Here is a 19,336-nt window from a genome sequence, read left to right as displayed (position 1 = left end):
CACCCCGTGGGAACATACGGATGCTTACGCCATTTTGCTGATATACTGATTGCTGATCGAGCGTTACAAGAAGTGGGCTCGGCTGAGGTCGGGCCGGGTATCCTGGGTGAGCAATGAACGCTGAAAGCACGTTGGCCGATCGTCTCTACGAGGCGGCAATGATACCTGAACTGTGGGGGGATGCCTGTACGGCGCTGGCGGATACGGTGGGGTCTTCGACGGCATCCATTTTTACGGTCGATACATTGGGCAAGCATCGTTTTGTGACGACCCCCAATATTGCCGAGGCCTTTGCCGGGTTCATCGAGAGCGAGCATCGCTTCAACAATCTGCGGCCGATCCGGGCGATGGAGCGGTTTCCGTTCTCCTTTGCGCGTACAACGGATCTGATGTCGGCCGAGGAATATGCGAGTGATGCCATCAATCGCGATTTTATCCATCCTCACGGCATGGAATGGGAGGCGGGTTACGCTTTTCAGGAGCCGACCGGACATATCGTTGTCATCTCGCTGATGCGGGCCTTCGGGCTCGACCATTTTTCGCCGGAGCAACTCCAGCACCTCAACCTTCTGAAGCCGGATATTTCGCGCGCCGCCTATATGGCTTCCCGTCTGGCCTTCAAGGAAGCCCGCTCCATGACCGAGACCTTGTCCATGCTGCGTCTGCCGGCTGCGGTCATCGGTGATGCGGGCCAGGTTCTTGCCATGAACCCGGAGCTTGAAGCGTTGTCACCGCGTATTCGCACCACAGCCGGAAACCGGCTGGTGCTGGAAAGTGCCGGTGCCCGTGTGCTGCTGGAGGAAGCGATTGCCCGTTACCGGGCGCAGGCTGAGCCGACCGTTCAATCCGTGCCCATGCTGGGCGAGGATGGCGTGACGCCTCTCATCCTGCATCTGCTGCCCATCCGACGCGCCGCGCGCGATATCTTTTCGCGCGCCATGGCTGTTCTCGCCGTTACCGAAGTCGGTCAGGTCGGTCCACCGGACATGCGCGTGCTGTGTGGCCTGTTCGATCTCACACCGGCCGAAGCGCGCGTTGCGCGTGGCATAGCCATGGCCCATACGCCGGAAATGGTGGCAGCATCACTGAACGTTTCCGTTGAAACCGCCCGCTCGCACCTGAAGCGCATCATGCACAAGACCGGCACGACGCGGCAGGCGGAACTGGTGTTGCTGCTGTCCGGCCTGAATGCACCGGGCAGCGGTCAGGGCGGTTTCTGACTTCTGTTCAAACACAGAGGCTTCGTGCCGAATGTTGCTGCGACGCTTTATCCTTTCGCATGCCCTTGACCTTCCCATAATGGGAAGGCCTACATGGGGTCGCGAAAGGATCGCATCCCATGAACCAGCATGTTCCCAATCCGACACCTGTCCGCTTCCAACCACTGACCATTCCCGTTGAAGGGATGACCTGCGCCTCCTGTGTGCGACGGGTGGAAACGGGTGCTGCCAAGGTGCCGGGGGTGGAAAAGAGCGTCGTCAATTTCGCCACGAAAAAGCTGACCGTGGAAACGGGCGCGGAATTTGATCCCGAGAAGCTGGAAAAGACGATCCACAAGCTGGGTTATGACATTCCGCCGGGTGCCATGCGGGTGGCGCTGCGTGAGGCGGGGCGTGAGGGGGCACCGTTTCCCGATGACCACAAGGCGGATCAGGTGCCGGGATCGCATGGCGGGCACGATCACCAAACCGGGCAAGCCATGCATGACGAGGTGGCCGGATCTTCGGGCCACGACCATTCTCATATGCATGCCGGTGAGGAGACGGCTCTCAGGCGTGATCTCATCATCGCCTTTATGTTCACGCTGCCGCTCTTCGTGCTGGAAATGACCGGCCATGCCTATGAACCTTTCCATCACGGGTTGATGGAGGTGATCGAGACGCAAAACCTCAACTACCTCTATTTCGTTCTGGCGACGGTGGTGATGTTCTGGCCGGGCTTTCGTTTCCTGCGTCTCGGGTTGCCGGCGCTTGTCCGTGGACATCCGGACATGAATTCGCTTGTCGCTGTCGGTGTGCTGGCGGCCTACGGTTATTCACTGGTGACAACCTTTGCGCCAGACCTGCTGCCCTATGACGCCCGGCACGTCTATTACGAAGCCGCCGCCGTTATCATCACTCTCATCCTGTTCGGTCGTCTGCTCGAGGCGCGAGCGACCGGCCGTACCGGCGAGGCTATAAGGAAACTGGCCGGACTGCAGGCAAAGACGGCGCGGGTGGAGCGCGGCGGTCAGGTAATCGATATTGTCGCGAGTGATGTCGTTGTCGGAGATACCATCGTCATCCGTCCCGGCGAGCGTATTCCCGTCGATGGCGTTGTCATCGACGGCCAGTCGAATATCGATGAATCGATGATATCGGGCGAGCCTCTGCCGGTGGAAAAGACTGCGGGCGCTGTTGTGACCGGCGGCACCGTGAACCGCACCGGTTCCTTCCGGTTTCGGACGGAAAAGGTTGGGCGCGATACCGTTCTTGCCGGCATCATCCGGCTGGTGGAGCAGGCGCAGGGGGCAAAGCTGCCGATCCAGGCACTGGTCGATCGTGTGACGGCATGGTTCGTGCCGGCGGTGATGGCGCTTGCCGTTACTACCTTTGTCGTTTGGTTCCTTGTCGGTCCCGAACCGACGCTCATACATGCGCTGATCAGCGCGGTCGCCGTGCTGATCATTGCCTGCCCATGCGCCATGGGCCTCGCCGTGCCGGTATCGATTGTCGTCGGTGGCGGGCGTGCGGCCGAATTCGGCGTGCTGTTTCGCAAAGGAGAGGCGTTGCAGACGCTCTCCGACATAGATCTCGTCGTGGTCGACAAGACCGGGACCGTGACCAAGGGGCGGCCGGAACTGACCGATCTGATTGTCGCGGACAATTTTGCCGAGGATGATGTTCTCGCTGTCGTGGCGGCGGTGGAAAGCCGCTCCGAGCATCCGATCGCCGAGGCTATCGTCAAGGCTGCCGAGGCGAGCGGGCTTGTGCTCGCTGAGGCCGAACAATTTGCGTCGGTTACCGGCTATGGAATTTCGGCGGAAGTGAACGGCCACCGCGTTGATGTCGGCGCCGACCGCTTCATGCAAAAGCTCGGCCTGTCGGTGGATGTTTTTGCAAAAGCCGCGGGACGGCTGGGTAACGAAGGCAAGACGCCGCTTTACGCTGCGATTGACGGCAAGCTGGCAGCGATCATCGCGGTTGCCGACCCTCTTAAGCCATCCAGTGCTGCGGCAATCAAGGCACTGCAGGCGCAAGGCATCGAGGTGGCCATGGTCACCGGGGACAATGGCCGTACGGCTAAGGCGATCGCGGCTCAGGTCGGCATCGAAAAGGTTGTGGCGGAAGTCCTGCCGGACGGCAAGGTGGCCGCGATCCTCGACCTGCGTGCCGGCGGGCGGAAGCTTGCCTTTGTCGGGGACGGCATCAATGATGCGCCGGCGCTGGCCGAAGCCGATATCGGCATTGCCATCGGCACCGGCACGGATGTGGCGATCGAAAGCGCGGATGTGGTTCTGGTCGGTGGTGAATTGGCGGGTGTCGTGTCTGCCATCGCCATCAGTCACGCGACGATGCGGAACATCCGCCAGAACCTCTTCTGGGCCTTTGGTTACAATGTGGCGCTGATCCCGCTGGCCGCCGGCCTGTTCTATCCGGCTTTCGGTCTGACGCTGTCGCCGATGATCGGGGCCGCTGTCATGGCGCTGTCCAGCACGTTTGTGCTTGCCAACGCGCTGAGGCTGAAGACCGTGAAGATTGGAGGTGCGACATGAATATCGGACAGGCGGCCGAAGCCTCCGGCGTTTCGGCAAAGATGATCCGCTATTACGAGGAGATCGGCCTGATCGCTCCACCCGCCCGAACCGGCAATAATTACCGGGTCTATGACGGTGGTCAGGTGCATGTTCTGAGGTTCATCAAGCGCGCCCGTTCGCTGGGTTTTTCGCTGGAAGAGACCGAGACGCTGCTGAAGCTCTGGGCGGACAAGAGCCGCACCAGTGCCGCCGTCAAGGATGTTGCCACGAGCCACATCGATGACCTCGAACGCCGCATCGCCGAGATGCAGGGCATGGTGAATACACTCAAGCATCTCGCCCATTGCTGCGGCGGCGACCATAGGCCCGATTGCCCGATCCTCGATGATCTGGCGGGCGACAGCGCCGCAAAAGGCTAAGGGGTTCCCCGGCAGACGAAGACCAATCCCATTGCAAGCACTTATAAGGAATACAGACATGACTGCCATTTTCACCGTTTCCGACATGACCTGCGGCCATTGCGAAAAGACCGTACGCGGTGCGCTTGCCGAAGCACTGCCGGATGCAGCCATCGCGATTGATCTGGCCTCACATAAAGTGACGGTCGAGGGTGATGCCGCAAAAGCCGAAGAGGCGATCCTCGATGCCGGGTATTCGCCGGAACGGGCAGCCTGAACCCTGATGAACATGGCATTTCGTCAGCCGGACCAGCCCCTCTGTTGCAGGAGATGCCGGTGAGGCTGGGCGTATTGCCGATACCGCCCATATTTGCACTCAAACGCCGGCCGCTGGCCGGCGTTTGAGTGAAAGGGGATCTGTTTGGATCGAAACGTATATCGACGATTTGCCATAACAACCGCCAGGACCGTTGCAGCGATTTTTGCTGCCGTGATCGTCGTCGCCTTGTGCGCTTTTGTGGCCATGTTTATCGGCAGTGGCATGGCGCGGAATTCGATCCGCCTCCACTGGCTGGCGCAAATGTCACTGCTCCTGTCGGCCGGGGGCATCATTGGCATCTTCGTGTCGCGGCGTGTCTGCGACCGGCTGTTTCCCGGTTATTCCAGACTCTGGGTCCTGATTGTTCTCGTCGTCCTTTACGGTGCCTCGCTGCCCGGTATTACAGTTTCGCGGTTCGCGGCTGATCCGGCGGTCACGGCGCTACAGACCGCTCCATTTCTTTGCATCGTCCTCGCCAGCCTTGTGTTTTTCCGGCCGGGCAACAGGGCACCGGTGGCCAGTCATGTCGAGGGATCTCGGCCATGACCGTTGATATGGTTTTGCTCAATGAGTTGGAGCAGCAAGCCGAAGCGGCGACGACCATCGCCATGCTCGATGCCTATGGTATCCATGCGGTGAGAAGTGGTCATCTGACCTCACGTGGCTGGTATGGCATTTACGTCAACGAGATCGATCTGGATAGCGCCCGGTCTCTCTTGACCCGCGCCGCAGAGCCGGACGAAGCTCCTGCCGGGAAAGAACCGCCGTCGTTTGCCGAGCTGACGGTCCGACCGGTGCTGCTGCCATCATCGGTGTTCTCATCATCATGCTGGCGAATACCTACGCCGGCTCTTTTGCATCCGGCGAGGTCGTCATGAGTCGGTACGGCCTGCTTCATACGTCGCTTCTGATGTGTGCCGGGGCGATTATCGGTTCCGCTTTGGCGCGGCTGTTCTGCGGCCGCTGTATCGACATTTATTCGCGCAAGGCGGTCATGGTCGCGCTGGTTGCCTATTATACGGCGGGCCCGATCTGGCTGCTGTTCCGCTATGCTTCTGGCGATCCGGAAACAAGCTTGCTTCAGGTCGCGCCGGGTCTGTGCATCGTGATTTCAAGTCTGGTGTTCTGGCCGGCCGATATAGAGAGAGGGCGAATGAATGTTACCGGCTGACATTGGCTCAGTTGCCAACAGGCTGATCAAAATCCGGCCAGCTCTTTATGTGTTGTCTGCGTTCATGGTGGCAAACGCACATGGCCTTGCAGCCAATCCTCTTCCCCTTCAATGCCCTCCAGACGTGTCAGGCAGGGATTACGGGCGTTTCACCGACATGATGCAAGAACGCCTGGGCTACAGTTTGTCGCCGCAGCTTTATGGTTCGCAGGAGGTGATGAACAGGCTGCTGAGGGAGTTTGAGACAGTTGATGCGCCTGCCTCAGGGGCGGGGATCATGGCCCTTTATTTCACTGACATGAAGGGTTCGCGCCTGATGGGAGCGCGCTGTGCCGGAGATTGCAGCGCCGACGACTATTCGGCCTTGGTCAGCCGTTGCGCCATGGAAATGGGAAGTACCTGTCTCGATTTCGCGGTGATCATCGACGGCAGGGCCCAATGCCTGACGATCCCCAAACCAGAGAATTGAAGCGTTTCACTACATTCGCAGCATCGCAAAATTGGTATAGGCCACCACGAACACAGCTCGCGCCAGAGCCCGGTCGATTTCCCTGTTCATGCAGCGTTCGCACGCGTCGATTGCCAGTTGATAAGTCCCTGTCGGGCCCTGGGCCGAATATTCACGCAGGTAGCGAAGGGCATCATGTGGCCCGAAAATCGGTTGTTCCGTGCCGTCGTCACTCAAGACATAGACGGGCATACTCCATCTCAATTCAAAATCTATTCTGACAACTGCGTCCATAGCCAAAGCCTCCCGGCGCCATGCGCTCGCAAATCAGGTCGCACCCTTAAAATACCATGGGTGGAATCGACTGTCTTGTTAAATTCGATTTAACTAATAAAATGCCGAATAAGATTTTGTGTCACATTATACTTGTGTCTTTGATCCCCGTGACAGGAGACGGGCAGTGGCGGGGCCAGTGACAACAACAAAGATGAAACGTGTTACTTGCATGGCCATGACGAAAGGCACGTCGACATTGGTGGAGGCTGCAATGATGGCGACACTGTCTGCGCCGCCCGGGCTGGTTGCGAGATAGGCAGACAGCGGATCGATGCCTGCGAAATGCACAAGGCCAGCGGCAAAACAGCCGCAGATCGCGATCAGCGCAAAGACCGAGAGAAGCACACGAGGCAGGGCGCGGGCAGCGTGGGCCACGACATCGCGGGTAAACCGCATGCCGATGCCCCAACCGATCGCCGCAAAACTGGCCGCCAATATCCATGGCGGCAGCACGATCGGCAGCAGGCCGGAAAATTTCATCGCCATGCCCAATGCAAGCGGGAGAAGAAGCGGGCCGCCCGGCAGTTTCAGCCGCATGCCGACCCATGCCGCAGCGAGCGCCGCGACAACGGTCACAACGAAGGAGGGCCAGTCCACCGCGGGAAACCAGACCGTTGCCTGCTCCTCAACGATCGTTACACCCATGAAACGCGCCACGATGGTGGCGGCAAGTACAACGCAGACGACGCGCACATATTGCATGAAGGCAACCAGGCGCATGTCCGCGCCGTAACCGGCGGACATCAACGTCATTGCGGCGGCTGCACCGGGGGAGGAGCCCCAGATCGCCGTGGTGCCGGGGAAAAGTTTTGTCCGGGCCATCAGCCAACCGAGGAAGGCGGCAGCCGCGACGGTGGAGAATACCCCGACAATAAAGATCGGCCAGTCGGATTTCAGTTCGCTGAAAAGCGAAAGAGGCATGTTGCTGGCGATCATCATGCCGACGATGCCCTGAGCAGCGGTAAAACTCTGGCTGCCGATGCGAACGCCGCCGCCCATCGTTGCCATCAGCACAGCCGCCGCCATTGGCCCCAGCAGCAGGGCAGCCGGCAGATGCACGAGTTCAAGTAGGAACACCAGGATGGCGGAGACGAGGAGCAAGGCTGCCCAGCGCATGGACACAGGCCATGTGGCAGGTCGCTTTGCCTTAAAGGCGCGGCCTGCTGGATGTTTATCGGTCAAGGCATGCTCCGTGGATGCAGCGGACGGATATCCGGCAGCGGGGAAGAGACCGGCGTTTCGCATGAGGTAAAGAGGCCTTGTGGTAATCACTTTCCCCATGAAGGCGCAAGACAGCGACGAGCCAAAAACGATGTCATGCCATCAATCCGTGATGAGACTGATGCTGCAGTGCCGCATGAAGCAAATTTCAGGTTGTGGCCGGTGGCGCGGTATCCGATCCGCGTGTGGGTTCCCGAAGTCGGCGTTTACTTTGCGGCCACTCTCGCATAGTCAGCGCTCAATAAACGAAACTATCGGACGAAGACCATGTTGATCAAGCAGAGCGACTACCATCGGATTTACAGGGTGATCCATAGCCTGCTTTCCGCCAACAATTCCGATCCGGCAACGGCTGCGATGTATTTCGCCACCTTCGGCGCGTTCATTCTGGAGCACCACTACAAGATCAAGGCCAAGCCAAGCGGCGGTCTGGTGGCCTATAATCTCGGCGGTAAACTGATGCTGTTCGCGGACCATCGAGAGGATGGTTACGTGACCGGAGCCGGAGAGAATTTTCACTGCTGGGTGGAGGCCGACGGATGGGCGATAGACTTCATGGCGCCGGCCTTTCCGCAGGCGGCCGCAGAACTCGCAGTGCCAGCCAAAATGTTCCAGCGTCCGCTCTCCAGCATGGCAGCCGGCATCAATGATCTGAAACAGTCCGGCGATTTCTTTTATCAGGCGGAAGCGGAAGCCATGTCCCGGCGGTTCGCCGACTGGCACAAACATGGGGCGATCGGCGATCTCGCGTCAGTGGCGGCAGGCTGGTTCCGCAAATCGCCGCGGCATATGACCGGGTCGCTTGTCATCAGCACCAGCGATGGCGAGACGAACACGGTTGCGCTTTCGGGCAACATGCTGACCGGCAGCTGGTGACACTCAAAGGCTGCCCGATCATTTTATGTCCGATGAACTCCTCGCCTCGCTGCAGTTGCCGCCAAATCGACTGCAGACGTGCTGTTTCTGTTTGGCAAATGCTGCCTGACGGTTTTCCAAGCCGGCAAGCGTCAGCTCATTGAGGAAGAAATAGTCTTGTGGGAGTTCGGTAGGGCTGCACTTGCCGGGCATTGCGTATAGGCAAGACGCAAGTTTCGTCAGCTTGAAATTTGCCGTTCGGGACAGAACGTCACCCTGAATGCAGGTCGTGTCGCCTCGGCATCGATAATATGCAATATCGATCAAGGGCAGAATGGCGTTCTCGTCCAGAGACAAGCCGGCGTCGGAATATTGCTTCAGATAAGCCTTGGAGATGTCATCACTCAGCCCTCCCTGACCAGCCAGAAGACGCGTTTCGAGGAGTGTGTCGGAAACCATGTTCGTTTCCATTGCATCGACAACGCGGTTGAATTCTTCTTGGTCGAGCTTTTCGCATCCGGCCTCATTGATGTCGTTGAGATACCGGTAGATCTCAGGCGTCGACACACAATGTCTGAGGCGGTTTCGTCAAGAGTTCCTTGCAGGTTGCGGCATCGGCAGGCGTCGATATGAGGGGCGCAAGTGCCAGCGTCAAAAGCGCCGGAAGAAGGGTCGCCTTCAGGAGTTGATGCATTCGTGAAAACGGATGGTGCATTGGCCCTTATGTTACTTTGTTGATGCTCTGTTGGATGACATATTTCGGGCGGTATGCGTCGCCTCAACCGGCATCGAGAAGGACCGGCCCATGTCCGCCGGCCGCCAGTTGGTCGTCCGGGTTTCTGAGCGGACAGTGTTTGAGCGACAGGCAGCCGCAACCGATGCAGCCCGTCAGTTCGTCGCGCAGTTTCGTCAGTCGCTCGATACGGGCATCCAGTTCAGCCTTCCAGCCGGTCGACAGACGTTCCCAGTCACGGGCATTCGGCGTACGTCCCTGTGGCAAGGTCGCAAGCGCACTGGCAATTTCCCTCAGGGGCACGCCGGCCTTTTGCGCCACCCGGATCACCGCCACCCGCCGCAGCACATCGCGGTCGTAACGTCGATGGTTGGCGCCGTTGCGCCAGCTGCGGATCAGGCCTTCCTGCTCGTAGAAATGCAGCGCCGAAACGGCGACGCCGGAGCGTTCTGCAACAAAACCGACGCTGACGCCATCGCCTGCACGACGCCCGTTCGTGGCCTTGATACCATTTTTTCCTTCTACGGCAGACCGATGCCCCGGTGGTTCCGATTTCGTCATTTTGTCTCTTGACCTCAAGTAAGGTTGAGATCGTACAGCATGGTTTTCGGGAATGGCAGCGCTTTCTGCATCGCGTTTCCCAATTCGAAGGCGGGCCCTCAATTGGAAGGCAGGACATGGATACGATAGAAGAAAATTTGCGGCAGCGGATTTCGCAACGCGGCGAAAGGTTTGCAGAAGCGTGTGAGGAAATTGCCCTGCTGGAGCGGGGAGGCAGAGGTGAGGCAATGGCGGAAGAAAATGATGCGGGCGTTTCGCAGATCACGGGTTCCGCCCGCTCGGGTTCATCAGACGCGCCGACAATCGCCGTTGACCCCGAAGACAGCTGGTCTGCATTGCTGTCCGGCCGCAACGCCGTCATGCTGGCATTGGTGTCGGCCGGCATCGGCCTGCATGCCTTCAACTCGTTTGCCATCGTTGCCGCCATGCCGCTTGCTGCGGAGGAGCTTGGCGGTGCCGCGCTGTTCAGTTGGGCATACAGCCTTTATTTTATCGGATCGATTGCGGGGGGCACCGGGGCCGCTGCCTTTCGTGATCGCGTCGGGCCGGTATCGGCGCTTCTGGTATCCTGCCTGCTGTTTACACTCGGCGGCCTTGCCGCGCTTATTGCGCCCAATTTCAGTTTCATTCTGACCGGTCGCCTCCTTCAGGGCATCGCGGATGGTCTGATTGTGGCGATAGCCTACAGCCTCATTCCCGGCAATTTTCGATCTGGTCTGATTTCGAGGGTGTTCGCGGTCGAGGCCATGGTCTGGGCAGTTGCCTCGTTGCTTGGGCCACTTGCCGGTGGTTGGCTGGCAGAGGCGTTTTCCTGGCGAATTTCTTTTCTGGCCGTCGTCCCGTTCCTGCTTTTGCTGCTGGTTCTCACGCCGATGGCAAAACCTGAGGCTTCCACCGCCAAACGGGCAGCGGCAGCACCCTTTGCGATCGGCATGTTGATCGCCGGTGCTCTGGTTCTGTCGCTATCATCTGTCGCGTCGTCAGCCTTGGGGCAGGTTGCGGCTGTGGTCGCCGGTATTGCCCTGTTCATCCTCGCCATCGTTTTCGATGGACGTCTGGGTCCAAAACTTTTGCCCGCCGATGCCTTTGGCGCGGGCTCTGTCTTCGGATGCGGGCTCTGGGTGCTGTTGCTGATGTCACTCAGCCATTCAGTTGGTGCCGTCTACCTTGCACTGGCGATCTCTGAAATCTGGGCCTATCGGCCGACGGTCGTCGGGGCGATCGTGCTGCTGATGGCGCTGACCTGGAGCGTCGTTGCCGTTTTCGCCAGCCGCCATCCTTCGCCTGAAAGGCAGGACCTTCGCACACGCATGGGACCGCTATTCCAGGTGGCAGGTTTTGTGTGCATCGCCATCGGCCTGACAACACAGACGATTGCCCTTGTCGTGTTCAGCCAGATCATGATCGGCACCGGCTTTGGTCTCGCATGGGCGAATGTGAACAGGGCAGCTTTGGCCGGCGCATCCGATGAAGATCGGGATCGCGCCGGTGCATTGTTACCGACGGTTTCCACGGGTGGTTACGCCATCGGCGCAGGACTGGCGGGTCTGGTGGCAACAGCCACCGGGCTGGTAGCCAACCTTCATAACGGTTCACAGGATACGGCGCTCGCCGTCTCCTATGTCTGGCTTTACGGGCTCGCGGCAGTCGGTGCCATTGCCGCTTTCCTGTTTTCGCTTGGCGTCAGGTTGCCACGTTGAATACCGAGCAGCAAAAGGGCAGCGGAAAGAATCCCGCTGCCCTTCGAAATGTCCGGAAATCGATCGGTGATCAGAATTTTACGCCGATGCCGACATTGACGATATGCTGGTCGAAATCGATATCGGCGCCACCCAGATTGCCGCTACCGAAGTCGTTGTAGCGGTATTCCGCACGACCGAAGATGTTGTCGGTGAATGCGTAATCGACGCCCGCGCCGATCGTCCAGCCATGCAGCGTGTCATCCGTATCGATGCCCGGGCCTTCTGCCTTCACGTTTGTCGCTGTCCAGCCACCAGCAATGTAGGGCAGGGCGCGATCCATCGCGTAACCGAGGCGGGCGCGTGCCGAACCGGAGAAGCCGCTGGATACATCGGTGGTACCGATGCTCTCCTCGTTCCAGTCATAGTTCACGTCGCCTTCGATACCTGCAACGAAACCGTTAGACATCTGCCAGTTATAACCGACGAAGCCGCCGAAACGTCCGCCGTCGAAGTTATCCGAAAATGTGCCAGCCCCGGTGTTGAGGTCGCCGTTGCCCCAACCATAACCGCCATGCAGACCGGCATATGGGCCGCTCCAGGTAAACACGGGTGCTGCGGTCTCGATAGCCACCGGGGCTTCCGGGATCTGCTCAACGGCATCAGCTGCTCGCGCAGCAGACGTTGCGGTCATCGCGAAAACAGCTGCAAAAATCGAAGCCAAAGCGGTGCCGGCTGCAGGGGAGAATTTCTTCATGGACTTTTCCTCTCGGATATCGTGACAGGCAGATGCCTTATTGTTCGAACACTCCGGCCGCGGCTCCCAAGCCAAATCGCGACGGACCATCACGGTGCGCTAACAACGTAAGAAGTCATTTTGTTCCACGCCATCCTGATCGCGCTTGTGTGATCAAACGTGCAAAAAGCGGCATTTTTGGGCAAGGAGCTGAAAAAGTGAGCGACCTTGCCCGTATGCAAGCCTTTCCGCTACTGCCTGTCGGGTCAATCATCGACCTTCGAAAACAAGCCTCGGCCGTACTGTTCCGGCGCGCGGTGAACTGGCGCTGGTCCGGCAAAGGGTATAGGAGCGAACAATCGCGCGCTCCGCGAACATCATCCTGCAAATTTCCTCAGTCACGAATAGCCGCCCCCAATGAACAGCAAGACACTGGGCTATCTCTACGTTCTTCTCGCGATCACCATCTTTGCGGGGCAGGACGCATTTTCCAAACTTCTCGGCGACAAATATCCGCCGATCATGGTGACGATGATCCGCTTCTGGGCGTTTGCGGTCTTCGTCGTGCTGCTGGCCGCTACCTCGCCCGGTGGCTTGCGCCGTGCCGTGGTTACCAAGCGACCGGTGCTGCAGGTGATCCGCGGCATGTTGCTCGTCAGCGAAGTTGTCGTCGTGGTCATTTCCTTCACCATCGCCGGCCTTGCCATGACGCAATCGATCTTCCAGGCGACGCCGCTGATGATCACGCTGCTTTCGGTGCCTTTGCTGGGTGAAACGGTTGGCTGGCGGCGCGGTGTGGCATTGGCGGCAGGTCTTGTGGGTGTATTGATCATTCTCAACCCGACCGATGTGCATTTCGATATCCGTCTGCTTCTGCCGCTTTGCGCCGGGTTCATGTTTGCTCTGTACAGTATTGCCACGCGTGCCGTGAGCAGCACCGACAGCGCGGTGACGAGTGTGTTTTACGCCGGTGTTGCCGGGGCGGCACTCGCCAGCGTGATCGGGCCGTTCTACTGGACGCCGATTGCCATGGAAGACTGGCCTGCGATGGCGGCGCTGTGCATTTGTGGTGCCACCAGCCACTATTTCATGATCAAGGCCTATAGCCTGCTCCGCGCGGTCGAGGTGCAGCCTTTGACCTATCTCCAGCTTGTCATGGGGGTGGCGGTCGCCGTGATCTTTTTCGGCGAGACGATCTCGATCAACATGGCGATCGGTGCCGTCGTCGTGGTCGGCGCCGGCCTCTTCACCGTCTGGCGGGAATACCGGCTGGGCATCCGCGAGGAAAAGATGGAAATCTCCAAGGCATAGCCAAGCGGTACGAGTGGAAACGGCCGCGGATGTTGGTCCGCGGCCGTTCTGTAATGCTTTTGTCTTTCTGCAGTTCAGTCTCGATCAATCGCCAGCGCGGCATTGCCGGAGAATGCCGAGGTCAAGCGGCCGGCCAACATGCGGGCAGGGGAGGCAGTCGGTGTTTCGCTTCTCTCCACCGTGCGCACACCGAGGTTTTTATGGGCCTCGCTGCCCGACAGATCGAACTGCGCGAGCAGGGCGTTCAGTGCTGCGGCATCACGGGCAAGGCCATGGCTTGCCGCCGTCTGCTCCTCAACCATGGCAGCGTTCTTCTGCGTATCCTGATCCATCGTATTGACGGCGGTGTTGATCTGCTGAAGTCCTGAAGATTGTTCCTGCGCGCTTTCGACGATGGCGTTGACGTGCCGGTTGATCTCCTGCACTTCCGACACGATCGCTTCCAGCGCGCGGCCCGTTTCGCCGACCAGTTCAACGCCGCTCTCAACCTGCTGGTTCGAGGTCGTGATCAGCGCCTTGATTTCCTTGGCGGCATTGGCTGAACGTTGGGCCAGTTCGCGAACTTCCTGGGCGACAACCGCAAACCCCTTTCCGGCTTCACCGGCACGAGCCGCTTCGACACCTGCGTTCAGGGCCAGCAGGTTGGTCTGGAATGCGATGTCGTCGATGACGCCGATGATGTTGCCGATCTCGCCCGATGATTTCTCGATCGCTTCCATTGCCTTGACGGCATTGGCAACGACATGGCCGGATTTTTCCGCGCCCTGACGGGTGCGAGCAACGAGGTCGCCTGCCTCCTGGGCGCGGCGAGCCGCATCCTTGACGGTGGTGGTGATTTCCTCGAGTGCCGCTGCGGTTTCTTCTACCGAGGCGGCCTGCTGTTCAGTGCGTTTGGCAAGATCGTCGGCCGCGGCCTTGATCTCGCCGGAACCGCCTTCGATGCTGTTGGCATTTGCTGCCACTTCTTCAAGCGCTGCCTGAAGTTTCGAGGCGGATGCGTTGAAATCGCTGCGAAGGCCATCGAGCGAGGTCGAGAAGGCGCGCTCGATACGGTGCGAAACATTGCCGTCCGCGAGGTTGGATAGCGCTTTGGCAAGGCTGTCGACCGCATACTTGACCTCCGCCGCTTCACGGGCCTTGGCGGCTTCGCGGTCGCTACGCTCCTGCTCCGAAAGGCTGCGATTGTCTGCCGCCTCCTGCTCAAGGCGGATACGCTCCAGTGCATTGTCACGGAACACGGCAACAGCCTCGGCCATTTGGCCGATCTCGTCCTTGCGGTCGAGACCATCGATCGGAGCTTCGGTTTCACCGGAAGCAAGCGATGACATACGTTCCCTGAGGCGGACCATCGGGGTGACGACGCCCTTCTGGGCAATGATCATCGCCCAGACAACGGCAACCGCGATGCCTGCCAGCATGGCCGCGAGCCCAAGCTGGATGGTGGTCGAAACTTCATCGGACAGCTTTCCTGCACCGTTCTTGATCAGGTCGGCCATGGCACCGTTATTGGCGCCCGATTTGGCCGACATGTCGATGGTGAGCTGCTCCAGACGAACCGACATGGCCGCGAACTGCTGCTTGTTGGCAGTGGCATGCGCCTTGATAAGTTCACCGCCAACCACCTTGAGTTCTTCGAAACCGGCCAGCAGTTCATCGATCGCAGCCTTGCGGCTTGGCACGATTTCCGGGATCTGCGCCAGACGATTCCGAGCGCCGGTCATTTCATTGCTGAACTTGGCGGAAAATTCCGTAAACGCGTCTGACTGGGGATCTTGCGAAACGGCGCGGTTCAGCCAGTTGATGGCGGTCCACATGCCGGCGGCGCCACGCGGGCCGAAGGTTGCAGCCATGCTCTCATTGAGCAGGAAGTGGGAATAAGCCACGTTGGCGGCATTGAAACGTTGGGTGACGAAGGTCAGCCCTGCCAGCGATATCAGGCTGAGGATGGCGATCGCCATCAGGAACTTCGTCTTGATCTTTAAATTGTTGAGCATCGGGTAACCTCTTAAAGGCGCGAAAAGGGTGGAGGCTTTTTGCGAGATTAAAAGCAGGAACCGTCGTGAAAGGAGACGGCGCGCATCATGCGCGCAAAGAGAAAAGGAGGTGTCTCCCATGTCCTGGAGTCGGACCGTAGAAGTGGCCTTATAATAAATTCTTACATTTAACGATGTGTGGCCGCTTTCGACAAAATGTCGCAGTATCAATGACTTAGAATTGACGATTGCCAATTTCAAATGCTTGATATCTTCAAGCAAAACGGCCGCAGACTTTTGCCTGCGGCCGTTTTGATCTTGGTTTTATCCGGCAGCAGATCCGCCGGTTTTGTGTCTTAGAATTCCTGCCAGTCGTTGGTCTGCGTATCCACTGCCAGAGCGGCATTGCCGGAGAACGCGGTTGCGACCTTGCTGGCCAGCTTGCGGGCCGGCGAAGCAATCGGGCGAGCCGACTGCGGTGCAGCCTGCGGGGCCGACGGGCGGGTTACTGCTGCAACCTGCTGCATGCGGGCATGCGACAGCTTGAACTGGGCGAGCAGGGCGTTCAGGGCGGCGGCATCGCGGGCGAGGCCGTGGCTTGCTGCCGTCTGTTCTTCCACCATGGCGGCGTTCTTCTGGGTGTCCTGATCCATCGCGTTGACCGCGGTGTTGATCTGCTGGAGACCGGAAGACTGTTCCTGCGCCGATTCTACGATGGCGTTGACGTTGCGGTTGATCTCCTGGACCTCTGTCACGATCGTCTGCAGCGCCTTGCCGGTTTCGCCGACGAGGTGAACACCATTCTGGACCTGCTGGTTGGAAGCGGTGATCAGCGTCTTGATTTCCTTGGCGGCGTTTGCGGAACGCTGAGCCAGTTCGCGAACTTCCTGGGCGACGACGGCAAAACCCTTGCCGGCTTCACCGGCGCGCGCGGCTTCGACGCCTGCGTTCAGGGCCAGCAGGTTGGTCTGGAATGCGATGTCGTCGATGACGCCGATGATGTTGCCGATCTCGCCCGAAGACTTTTCGATCTGCTCCATCGCCTTGACGGCATTGGCAACGACTTCGCCGGACTTTTCAGCGCCCTGACGGGTGCGGGCAACCAGCGAACCGGCTTCCTGTGCCCGACGTGCGGCGTCCTTCACCGTGGTGGTGATTTCTTCGAGAGCGGCTGCGGTCTCTTCGATCGAGGCTGCCTGCTGTTCGGTGCGCTTGGCCAGATCGTCGGCCGCCGACTTGATCTCGCCGGAACCGGCTTCGATGCTGCGGGCGTTGGCGGCGACTTCTTCAAGAGCTGCCTGAAGCTTCGAGGCCGAGGCGTTGAAGTCGTTACGGACGCCATCGAGCGAGGCTGCGAACGAACGGTCGATACGGTGCGAAACGTTGCCGTCTGCGAGGTTGGAAAGGGCTTCAGCCAGGCTGTCGACGGCAAACTTGACGTCGGCGGCTTCGCGGGCCTTGGCGGCTTCGCGGTCGATGCGTTCCTGTTCCGACAGGCTGCGATTGTCTTCGGCTTCCTGCTCCAGACGCTGACGCTCCAGCGCGTTGTCGCGGAAGATGGCGACGGCTTCTGCCATCTGGCCGATTTCGTCCTTGCGGTCGAGGCCGTCGATGTCTGCGCGGGTTTCGCCGGCTGCCAGCGACGCCATGCGTTCACGCAGGCGGGCCATCGGTGCGGTGATGCCCTTCTGGGCGATCGTCAGTGCCAGTACGATAGCAATGGCGATACCGACCAGCATGCCGATGATGGCGAACTGGATGGTGGAGGAAACCTCTGACGACAGGGCATCGCCGCCGTTCTTGATCAGGTCTGCCATGGCGCCGTTGCTGGCACCGAATTTCGGCGACAGTTCAACGATGGCCTTGTCGAGATCGGCTGACAGGGTGGTAACCTTGGCGGCGTCGCCAGCGGCATGTGCCTTCAGGAGGTCGTCGCCGATTGCCTTCAGCTTGTCGGCACCGGCGAGGAGTTCGTCGGTGGCGGCCTGGCGGCTGGGGACGAGGCCCGGCACCTGTGCCAGACGACCGCGTGCACCGGTGATTTCCTTGCCAAAACGCTCGGAAAGATCCTTGAAGGCCGGGGACTGCGGATCCTGGGCCAGCGCGCGGCTCAGCCAGGTCGTTGCCGTCCACATGCCAGCGGCACCGCGCGGCACGAAGGTCGCGGCTGTGCTCTCGTTCTGCAGGAAGTGCGAGTAGGACTGGTTGGCAGCGCTAAAACGCTGGGTGACAAAAAGAAGGCCGGCGAGCGAAATGACGCCGAGGATGGCAATCGCCATCAAAAACTTTGTCTTGATCTTTAAATTCTTGAGCATCGGATAGCCTCAGAAGCACGCTGAAGGGACGGAAGCGCAGGGCGAAAAAGGAATTTAGGAATCGTCTTCTTTTAAGACGGCGCCCATCATGCGCGCCCCGGCGACCTGACTGATCGCAATGTCCTTGGCGCGGAAAATAGGTGTATTGTCATAAGAAAATCTTACACTTGCTGCACCGCGTCATGAATTTTGGCAAAATGTGGCGGCCTGCCACTTTTTCGCCTGATTTTCATAACCGCGTAACCATCTGCGCATTAGGCAACCATCTGTTTGTTGCAGTGCAAAAGGTTGCGCCGGTACATCCCGGATCGGGCCATGTTCAGGCTTTCCCCGAGCGCTGGGGCAAATTGATATGAAATCAAAAAATCCGTTTTTGAAGGGCCGTTTCCCGTGGATCTTTCCCGTCGTAACATCATGTCGCTGGGCGTTGCTGCCGCCGCGACCGCCGTCACCACCAAGATTGCCTCTGCGCAGGCTATCGGTTTCACTCCGAGCCCGATCTACCCGGATCCGGCAATTCAGGTCCTCGACCCGAGCTTTGCGAAATACCGCGTTGCCAGCGCTTCGCTGGAACAGGTCGCCACCGGCGCCCGTTGGCTCGAAGGTCCGGTCTATTTCGGTGACGGCAAGTACCTGCTGGTCAGCGATATCCCGAACAACCGCGTCATGAAGTTCGACGAAACCAACGAGACCTGGAGCGTGTTCGACGCCAACTCGAACTATGCCAACGGCCATTGCCGCGACCTGCAGGGCCGCCTGATCTCCTGCGAACACCTGACGCGCCGCGTCACACGCACCGAGCATGACGGTTCGATCACCGTTCTCGCAGACAAGTTCAAGGGCAAGAAGCTCAACTCGCCGAACGACATCGTCTGCAAGTCGGATGGCTCGCTGTGGTTCACCGACCCGCCGTTCGGCATCGGCGGCGAATGGGAAGGCGAAAAGGCCGATCCGGAACTGCCGCACTCGGTTTACAGCATTTCTGCTGAAGGCGAACTGTCGCTGATCACCGACGAGCTGAAGGGACCGAACGGCATCGCTTTCTCCGAAGACGAAAAGAAGCTCTACGTCGTCGAAGGCCGTGCACAGCCTTTCCGTATCGTCTGGTCCTACGACGTATCGAAGGATGGCAAGACGGTTTCCAACAAGAAGGCGCTCATCACTGCCGACGACAATGGCGGCCTAGACGGCTTCAAGGTCGACGTTGACGGCAACCTGTGGTGCGGCTGGGGCTCTTCGGGCGCTGCCGGCGCCAAGCCGGAAGACCTCAACGGTGTCAAAATCTTCAACAAGGAAGGCAAGGCCATCGGCTTCATCAAGCTGCCGGAGCGTTGCCCGAACCTCGTTTTCGGCGGCAAGAAGAAGAACCGTTTGTACATGGCGTCCAGCCATTCGGTTTACGCGCTGTTCGTTGAGACCCGCGGCGCCGTCTGATCGGCCTTCTTGAGTGAATGACCTCTGAGTGAATGACTGGCGGGGCCGGATCGTTGAATGATCCGGCCCCGTTTTCATTTTTTGCTGCACGCTGTCGGTTCTGGCGTTAC

The 19,336-nt window shown here is 59.3% G+C and carries 19 protein-coding genes; 12 read left to right on the top strand and 7 right to left on the bottom strand.

Annotation, left to right across the window (positions count from 1 at the left end; genetic code table 11):
• Positions 1-113 precede the first annotated feature (113 nt).
• From GAO09_RS27640 to GAO09_RS27605, 8 genes are all read left to right on the top strand, one after another.
• Complete coding sequence (locus tag GAO09_RS27640) at positions 114-1,220, top strand: helix-turn-helix transcriptional regulator (RefSeq protein ID WP_153359895.1); 1,107 nt, start codon at positions 114-116, stop codon at positions 1,218-1,220.
• A 119-nt stretch (positions 1,221-1,339) separates the two neighbouring features.
• Positions 1,340-3,754: a heavy metal translocating P-type ATPase gene (locus GAO09_RS27635; RefSeq protein ID WP_153359893.1), complete on the top strand. Its 2,415-nt coding sequence runs from the start codon at positions 1,340-1,342 to the stop codon at positions 3,752-3,754.
• Positions 3,751-4,155: a Cu(I)-responsive transcriptional regulator gene (gene cueR, locus GAO09_RS27630; protein WP_153359891.1), complete on the top strand. Its 405-nt coding sequence runs from the start codon at positions 3,751-3,753 to the stop codon at positions 4,153-4,155. The genes GAO09_RS27635 and cueR overlap by 4 nt, the downstream gene beginning before the upstream one ends.
• A gap of 58 nt (positions 4,156-4,213) precedes the next feature.
• Positions 4,214-4,411 carry a heavy-metal-associated domain-containing protein gene (locus tag GAO09_RS27625; protein ID WP_153359889.1) on the top strand — a complete coding sequence of 66 codons (198 nt, stop codon included), beginning with the start codon at positions 4,214-4,216 and terminating at the stop codon, positions 4,409-4,411.
• Positions 4,412-4,624: 213 nt separating this feature from the next.
• Complete coding sequence (locus GAO09_RS27620) at positions 4,625-4,999, top strand: hypothetical protein (protein ID WP_153359887.1); 375 nt, start codon at positions 4,625-4,627, stop codon at positions 4,997-4,999.
• Entirely contained in the window at positions 4,996-5,331 is a 336-nt protein-coding gene (locus tag GAO09_RS27615; RefSeq protein ID WP_153359885.1) for a hypothetical protein, read from the top strand. The genes GAO09_RS27620 and GAO09_RS27615 overlap by 4 nt, the downstream gene beginning before the upstream one ends.
• Complete coding sequence (locus GAO09_RS27610; RefSeq protein ID WP_153359883.1) at positions 5,280-5,624, top strand: hypothetical protein; 345 nt, start codon at positions 5,280-5,282, stop codon at positions 5,622-5,624. The genes GAO09_RS27615 and GAO09_RS27610 overlap by 52 nt, the downstream gene beginning before the upstream one ends.
• Positions 5,611-6,093, top strand: a complete 483-nt coding sequence (locus GAO09_RS27605) for a hypothetical protein (protein WP_153359881.1) — start codon at positions 5,611-5,613, stop codon at positions 6,091-6,093. Before GAO09_RS27610 ends, GAO09_RS27605 begins: the two co-directional genes overlap by 14 nt.
• Positions 6,094-6,102: 9 nt before the next feature.
• Here the strand turns inward: GAO09_RS27605 and GAO09_RS27600 are convergent, their stop codons facing one another.
• On the bottom strand, positions 6,103-6,366 hold the full coding sequence (locus tag GAO09_RS27600; protein ID WP_153359878.1) for a DUF982 domain-containing protein: 264 nt from the start codon (positions 6,364-6,366) through the stop codon (positions 6,103-6,105).
• Positions 6,367-6,492: 126 nt separating this feature from the next.
• A complete protein-coding gene (locus GAO09_RS27595; protein WP_324184655.1) occupies positions 6,493-7,590 on the bottom strand; it encodes an AbrB family transcriptional regulator in 1,098 nt (365 codons plus the stop codon).
• Positions 7,591-7,896: 306 nt separating this feature from the next.
• Here GAO09_RS27595 and GAO09_RS27590 point away from each other — a divergent pair, with 306 nt between their 5' ends.
• A complete protein-coding gene (locus GAO09_RS27590; protein ID WP_153359876.1) occupies positions 7,897-8,505 on the top strand; it encodes a DUF2026 family protein in 609 nt (202 codons plus the stop codon).
• 18 nt (positions 8,506-8,523) lie between these two features.
• Here the strand turns inward: GAO09_RS27590 and GAO09_RS27585 are convergent, their stop codons facing one another.
• Entirely contained in the window at positions 8,524-9,051 is a 528-nt protein-coding gene (locus tag GAO09_RS27585) for a hypothetical protein (protein WP_153359874.1), read from the bottom strand.
• Between the two features lie 211 nt (positions 9,052-9,262).
• Entirely contained in the window at positions 9,263-9,778 is a 516-nt protein-coding gene (gene soxR, locus GAO09_RS27580) for a redox-sensitive transcriptional activator SoxR (protein ID WP_153359872.1), read from the bottom strand.
• 116 nt (positions 9,779-9,894) lie between these two features.
• Here soxR and GAO09_RS27575 point away from each other — a divergent pair, with 116 nt between their 5' ends.
• The gene (locus GAO09_RS27575) at positions 9,895-11,478 is read left to right on the top strand and encodes an MFS transporter (protein WP_153359870.1); all 1,584 of its coding nucleotides are present in this window, start codon (positions 9,895-9,897) and stop codon (positions 11,476-11,478) included.
• 70 nt (positions 11,479-11,548) lie between these two features.
• Here GAO09_RS27575 and GAO09_RS27570 read toward each other — a convergent pair whose 3' ends face one another.
• Positions 11,549-12,214 (bottom strand): outer membrane protein, encoded by a 666-nt coding sequence (locus tag GAO09_RS27570; RefSeq protein WP_153359868.1) that lies wholly within the window; start codon positions 12,212-12,214, stop codon positions 11,549-11,551.
• A gap of 396 nt (positions 12,215-12,610) precedes the next feature.
• Here GAO09_RS27570 and GAO09_RS27565 point away from each other — a divergent pair, with 396 nt between their 5' ends.
• Positions 12,611-13,504, top strand: a complete 894-nt coding sequence (locus tag GAO09_RS27565; RefSeq protein WP_153359866.1) for a DMT family transporter — start codon at positions 12,611-12,613, stop codon at positions 13,502-13,504.
• 74 nt (positions 13,505-13,578) lie between these two features.
• Here the strand turns inward: GAO09_RS27565 and GAO09_RS27560 are convergent, their stop codons facing one another.
• Positions 13,579-15,498: a methyl-accepting chemotaxis protein gene (locus GAO09_RS27560; protein WP_153359864.1), complete on the bottom strand. Its 1,920-nt coding sequence runs from the start codon at positions 15,496-15,498 to the stop codon at positions 13,579-13,581.
• Between the two features lie 335 nt (positions 15,499-15,833).
• On the bottom strand, positions 15,834-17,792 hold the full coding sequence (locus tag GAO09_RS27555; RefSeq protein WP_153359862.1) for a methyl-accepting chemotaxis protein: 1,959 nt from the start codon (positions 17,790-17,792) through the stop codon (positions 15,834-15,836).
• A gap of 390 nt (positions 17,793-18,182) precedes the next feature.
• Here GAO09_RS27555 and GAO09_RS27550 point away from each other — a divergent pair, with 390 nt between their 5' ends.
• A complete protein-coding gene (locus GAO09_RS27550; protein ID WP_324184656.1) occupies positions 18,183-19,226 on the top strand; it encodes an SMP-30/gluconolactonase/LRE family protein in 1,044 nt (347 codons plus the stop codon).
• Positions 19,227-19,336 lie beyond the last annotated feature (110 nt).

The sequence above is a fragment of the Endobacterium cereale genome (assembly GCF_009617585.1).
In the GTDB taxonomy this organism is placed as follows: Bacteria; Pseudomonadota; Alphaproteobacteria; order Rhizobiales; family Rhizobiaceae; genus Neorhizobium; species Neorhizobium cereale.
This window is presented reverse-complemented; position numbering and strand designations above follow the sequence as displayed.

Coding starts and splice junctions, on each gene's coding strand:
- GAO09_RS27640 (WP_153359895.1), top strand. CDS start 114: ATGAACGCTGAAAGCACGTTGGCCGATCGTCTCTACGAGGCGGCAATG.
- GAO09_RS27635 (WP_153359893.1), top strand. CDS start 1,340: ATGAACCAGCATGTTCCCAATCCGACACCTGTCCGCTTCCAACCACTG.
- cueR (WP_153359891.1), top strand. CDS start 3,751: ATGAATATCGGACAGGCGGCCGAAGCCTCCGGCGTTTCGGCAAAGATG.
- GAO09_RS27625 (WP_153359889.1), top strand. CDS start 4,214: ATGACTGCCATTTTCACCGTTTCCGACATGACCTGCGGCCATTGCGAA.
- GAO09_RS27615 (WP_153359885.1), top strand. CDS start 4,996: ATGACCGTTGATATGGTTTTGCTCAATGAGTTGGAGCAGCAAGCCGAA.
- GAO09_RS27610 (WP_153359883.1), top strand. CDS start 5,280: ATGCTGGCGAATACCTACGCCGGCTCTTTTGCATCCGGCGAGGTCGTC.
- GAO09_RS27605 (WP_153359881.1), top strand. CDS start 5,611: ATGTTACCGGCTGACATTGGCTCAGTTGCCAACAGGCTGATCAAAATC.
- GAO09_RS27600 (WP_153359878.1), bottom strand. CDS start 6,366: ATGGACGCAGTTGTCAGAATAGATTTTGAATTGAGATGGAGTATGCCC.
- GAO09_RS27590 (WP_153359876.1), top strand. CDS start 7,897: ATGTTGATCAAGCAGAGCGACTACCATCGGATTTACAGGGTGATCCAT.
- soxR (WP_153359872.1), bottom strand. CDS start 9,778: ATGACGAAATCGGAACCACCGGGGCATCGGTCTGCCGTAGAAGGAAAA.
- GAO09_RS27575 (WP_153359870.1), top strand. CDS start 9,895: ATGGATACGATAGAAGAAAATTTGCGGCAGCGGATTTCGCAACGCGGC.
- GAO09_RS27570 (WP_153359868.1), bottom strand. CDS start 12,214: ATGAAGAAATTCTCCCCTGCAGCCGGCACCGCTTTGGCTTCGATTTTT.
- GAO09_RS27565 (WP_153359866.1), top strand. CDS start 12,611: ATGAACAGCAAGACACTGGGCTATCTCTACGTTCTTCTCGCGATCACC.
- GAO09_RS27560 (WP_153359864.1), bottom strand. CDS start 15,498: ATGCTCAACAATTTAAAGATCAAGACGAAGTTCCTGATGGCGATCGCC.
- GAO09_RS27555 (WP_153359862.1), bottom strand. CDS start 17,792: ATGCTCAAGAATTTAAAGATCAAGACAAAGTTTTTGATGGCGATTGCC.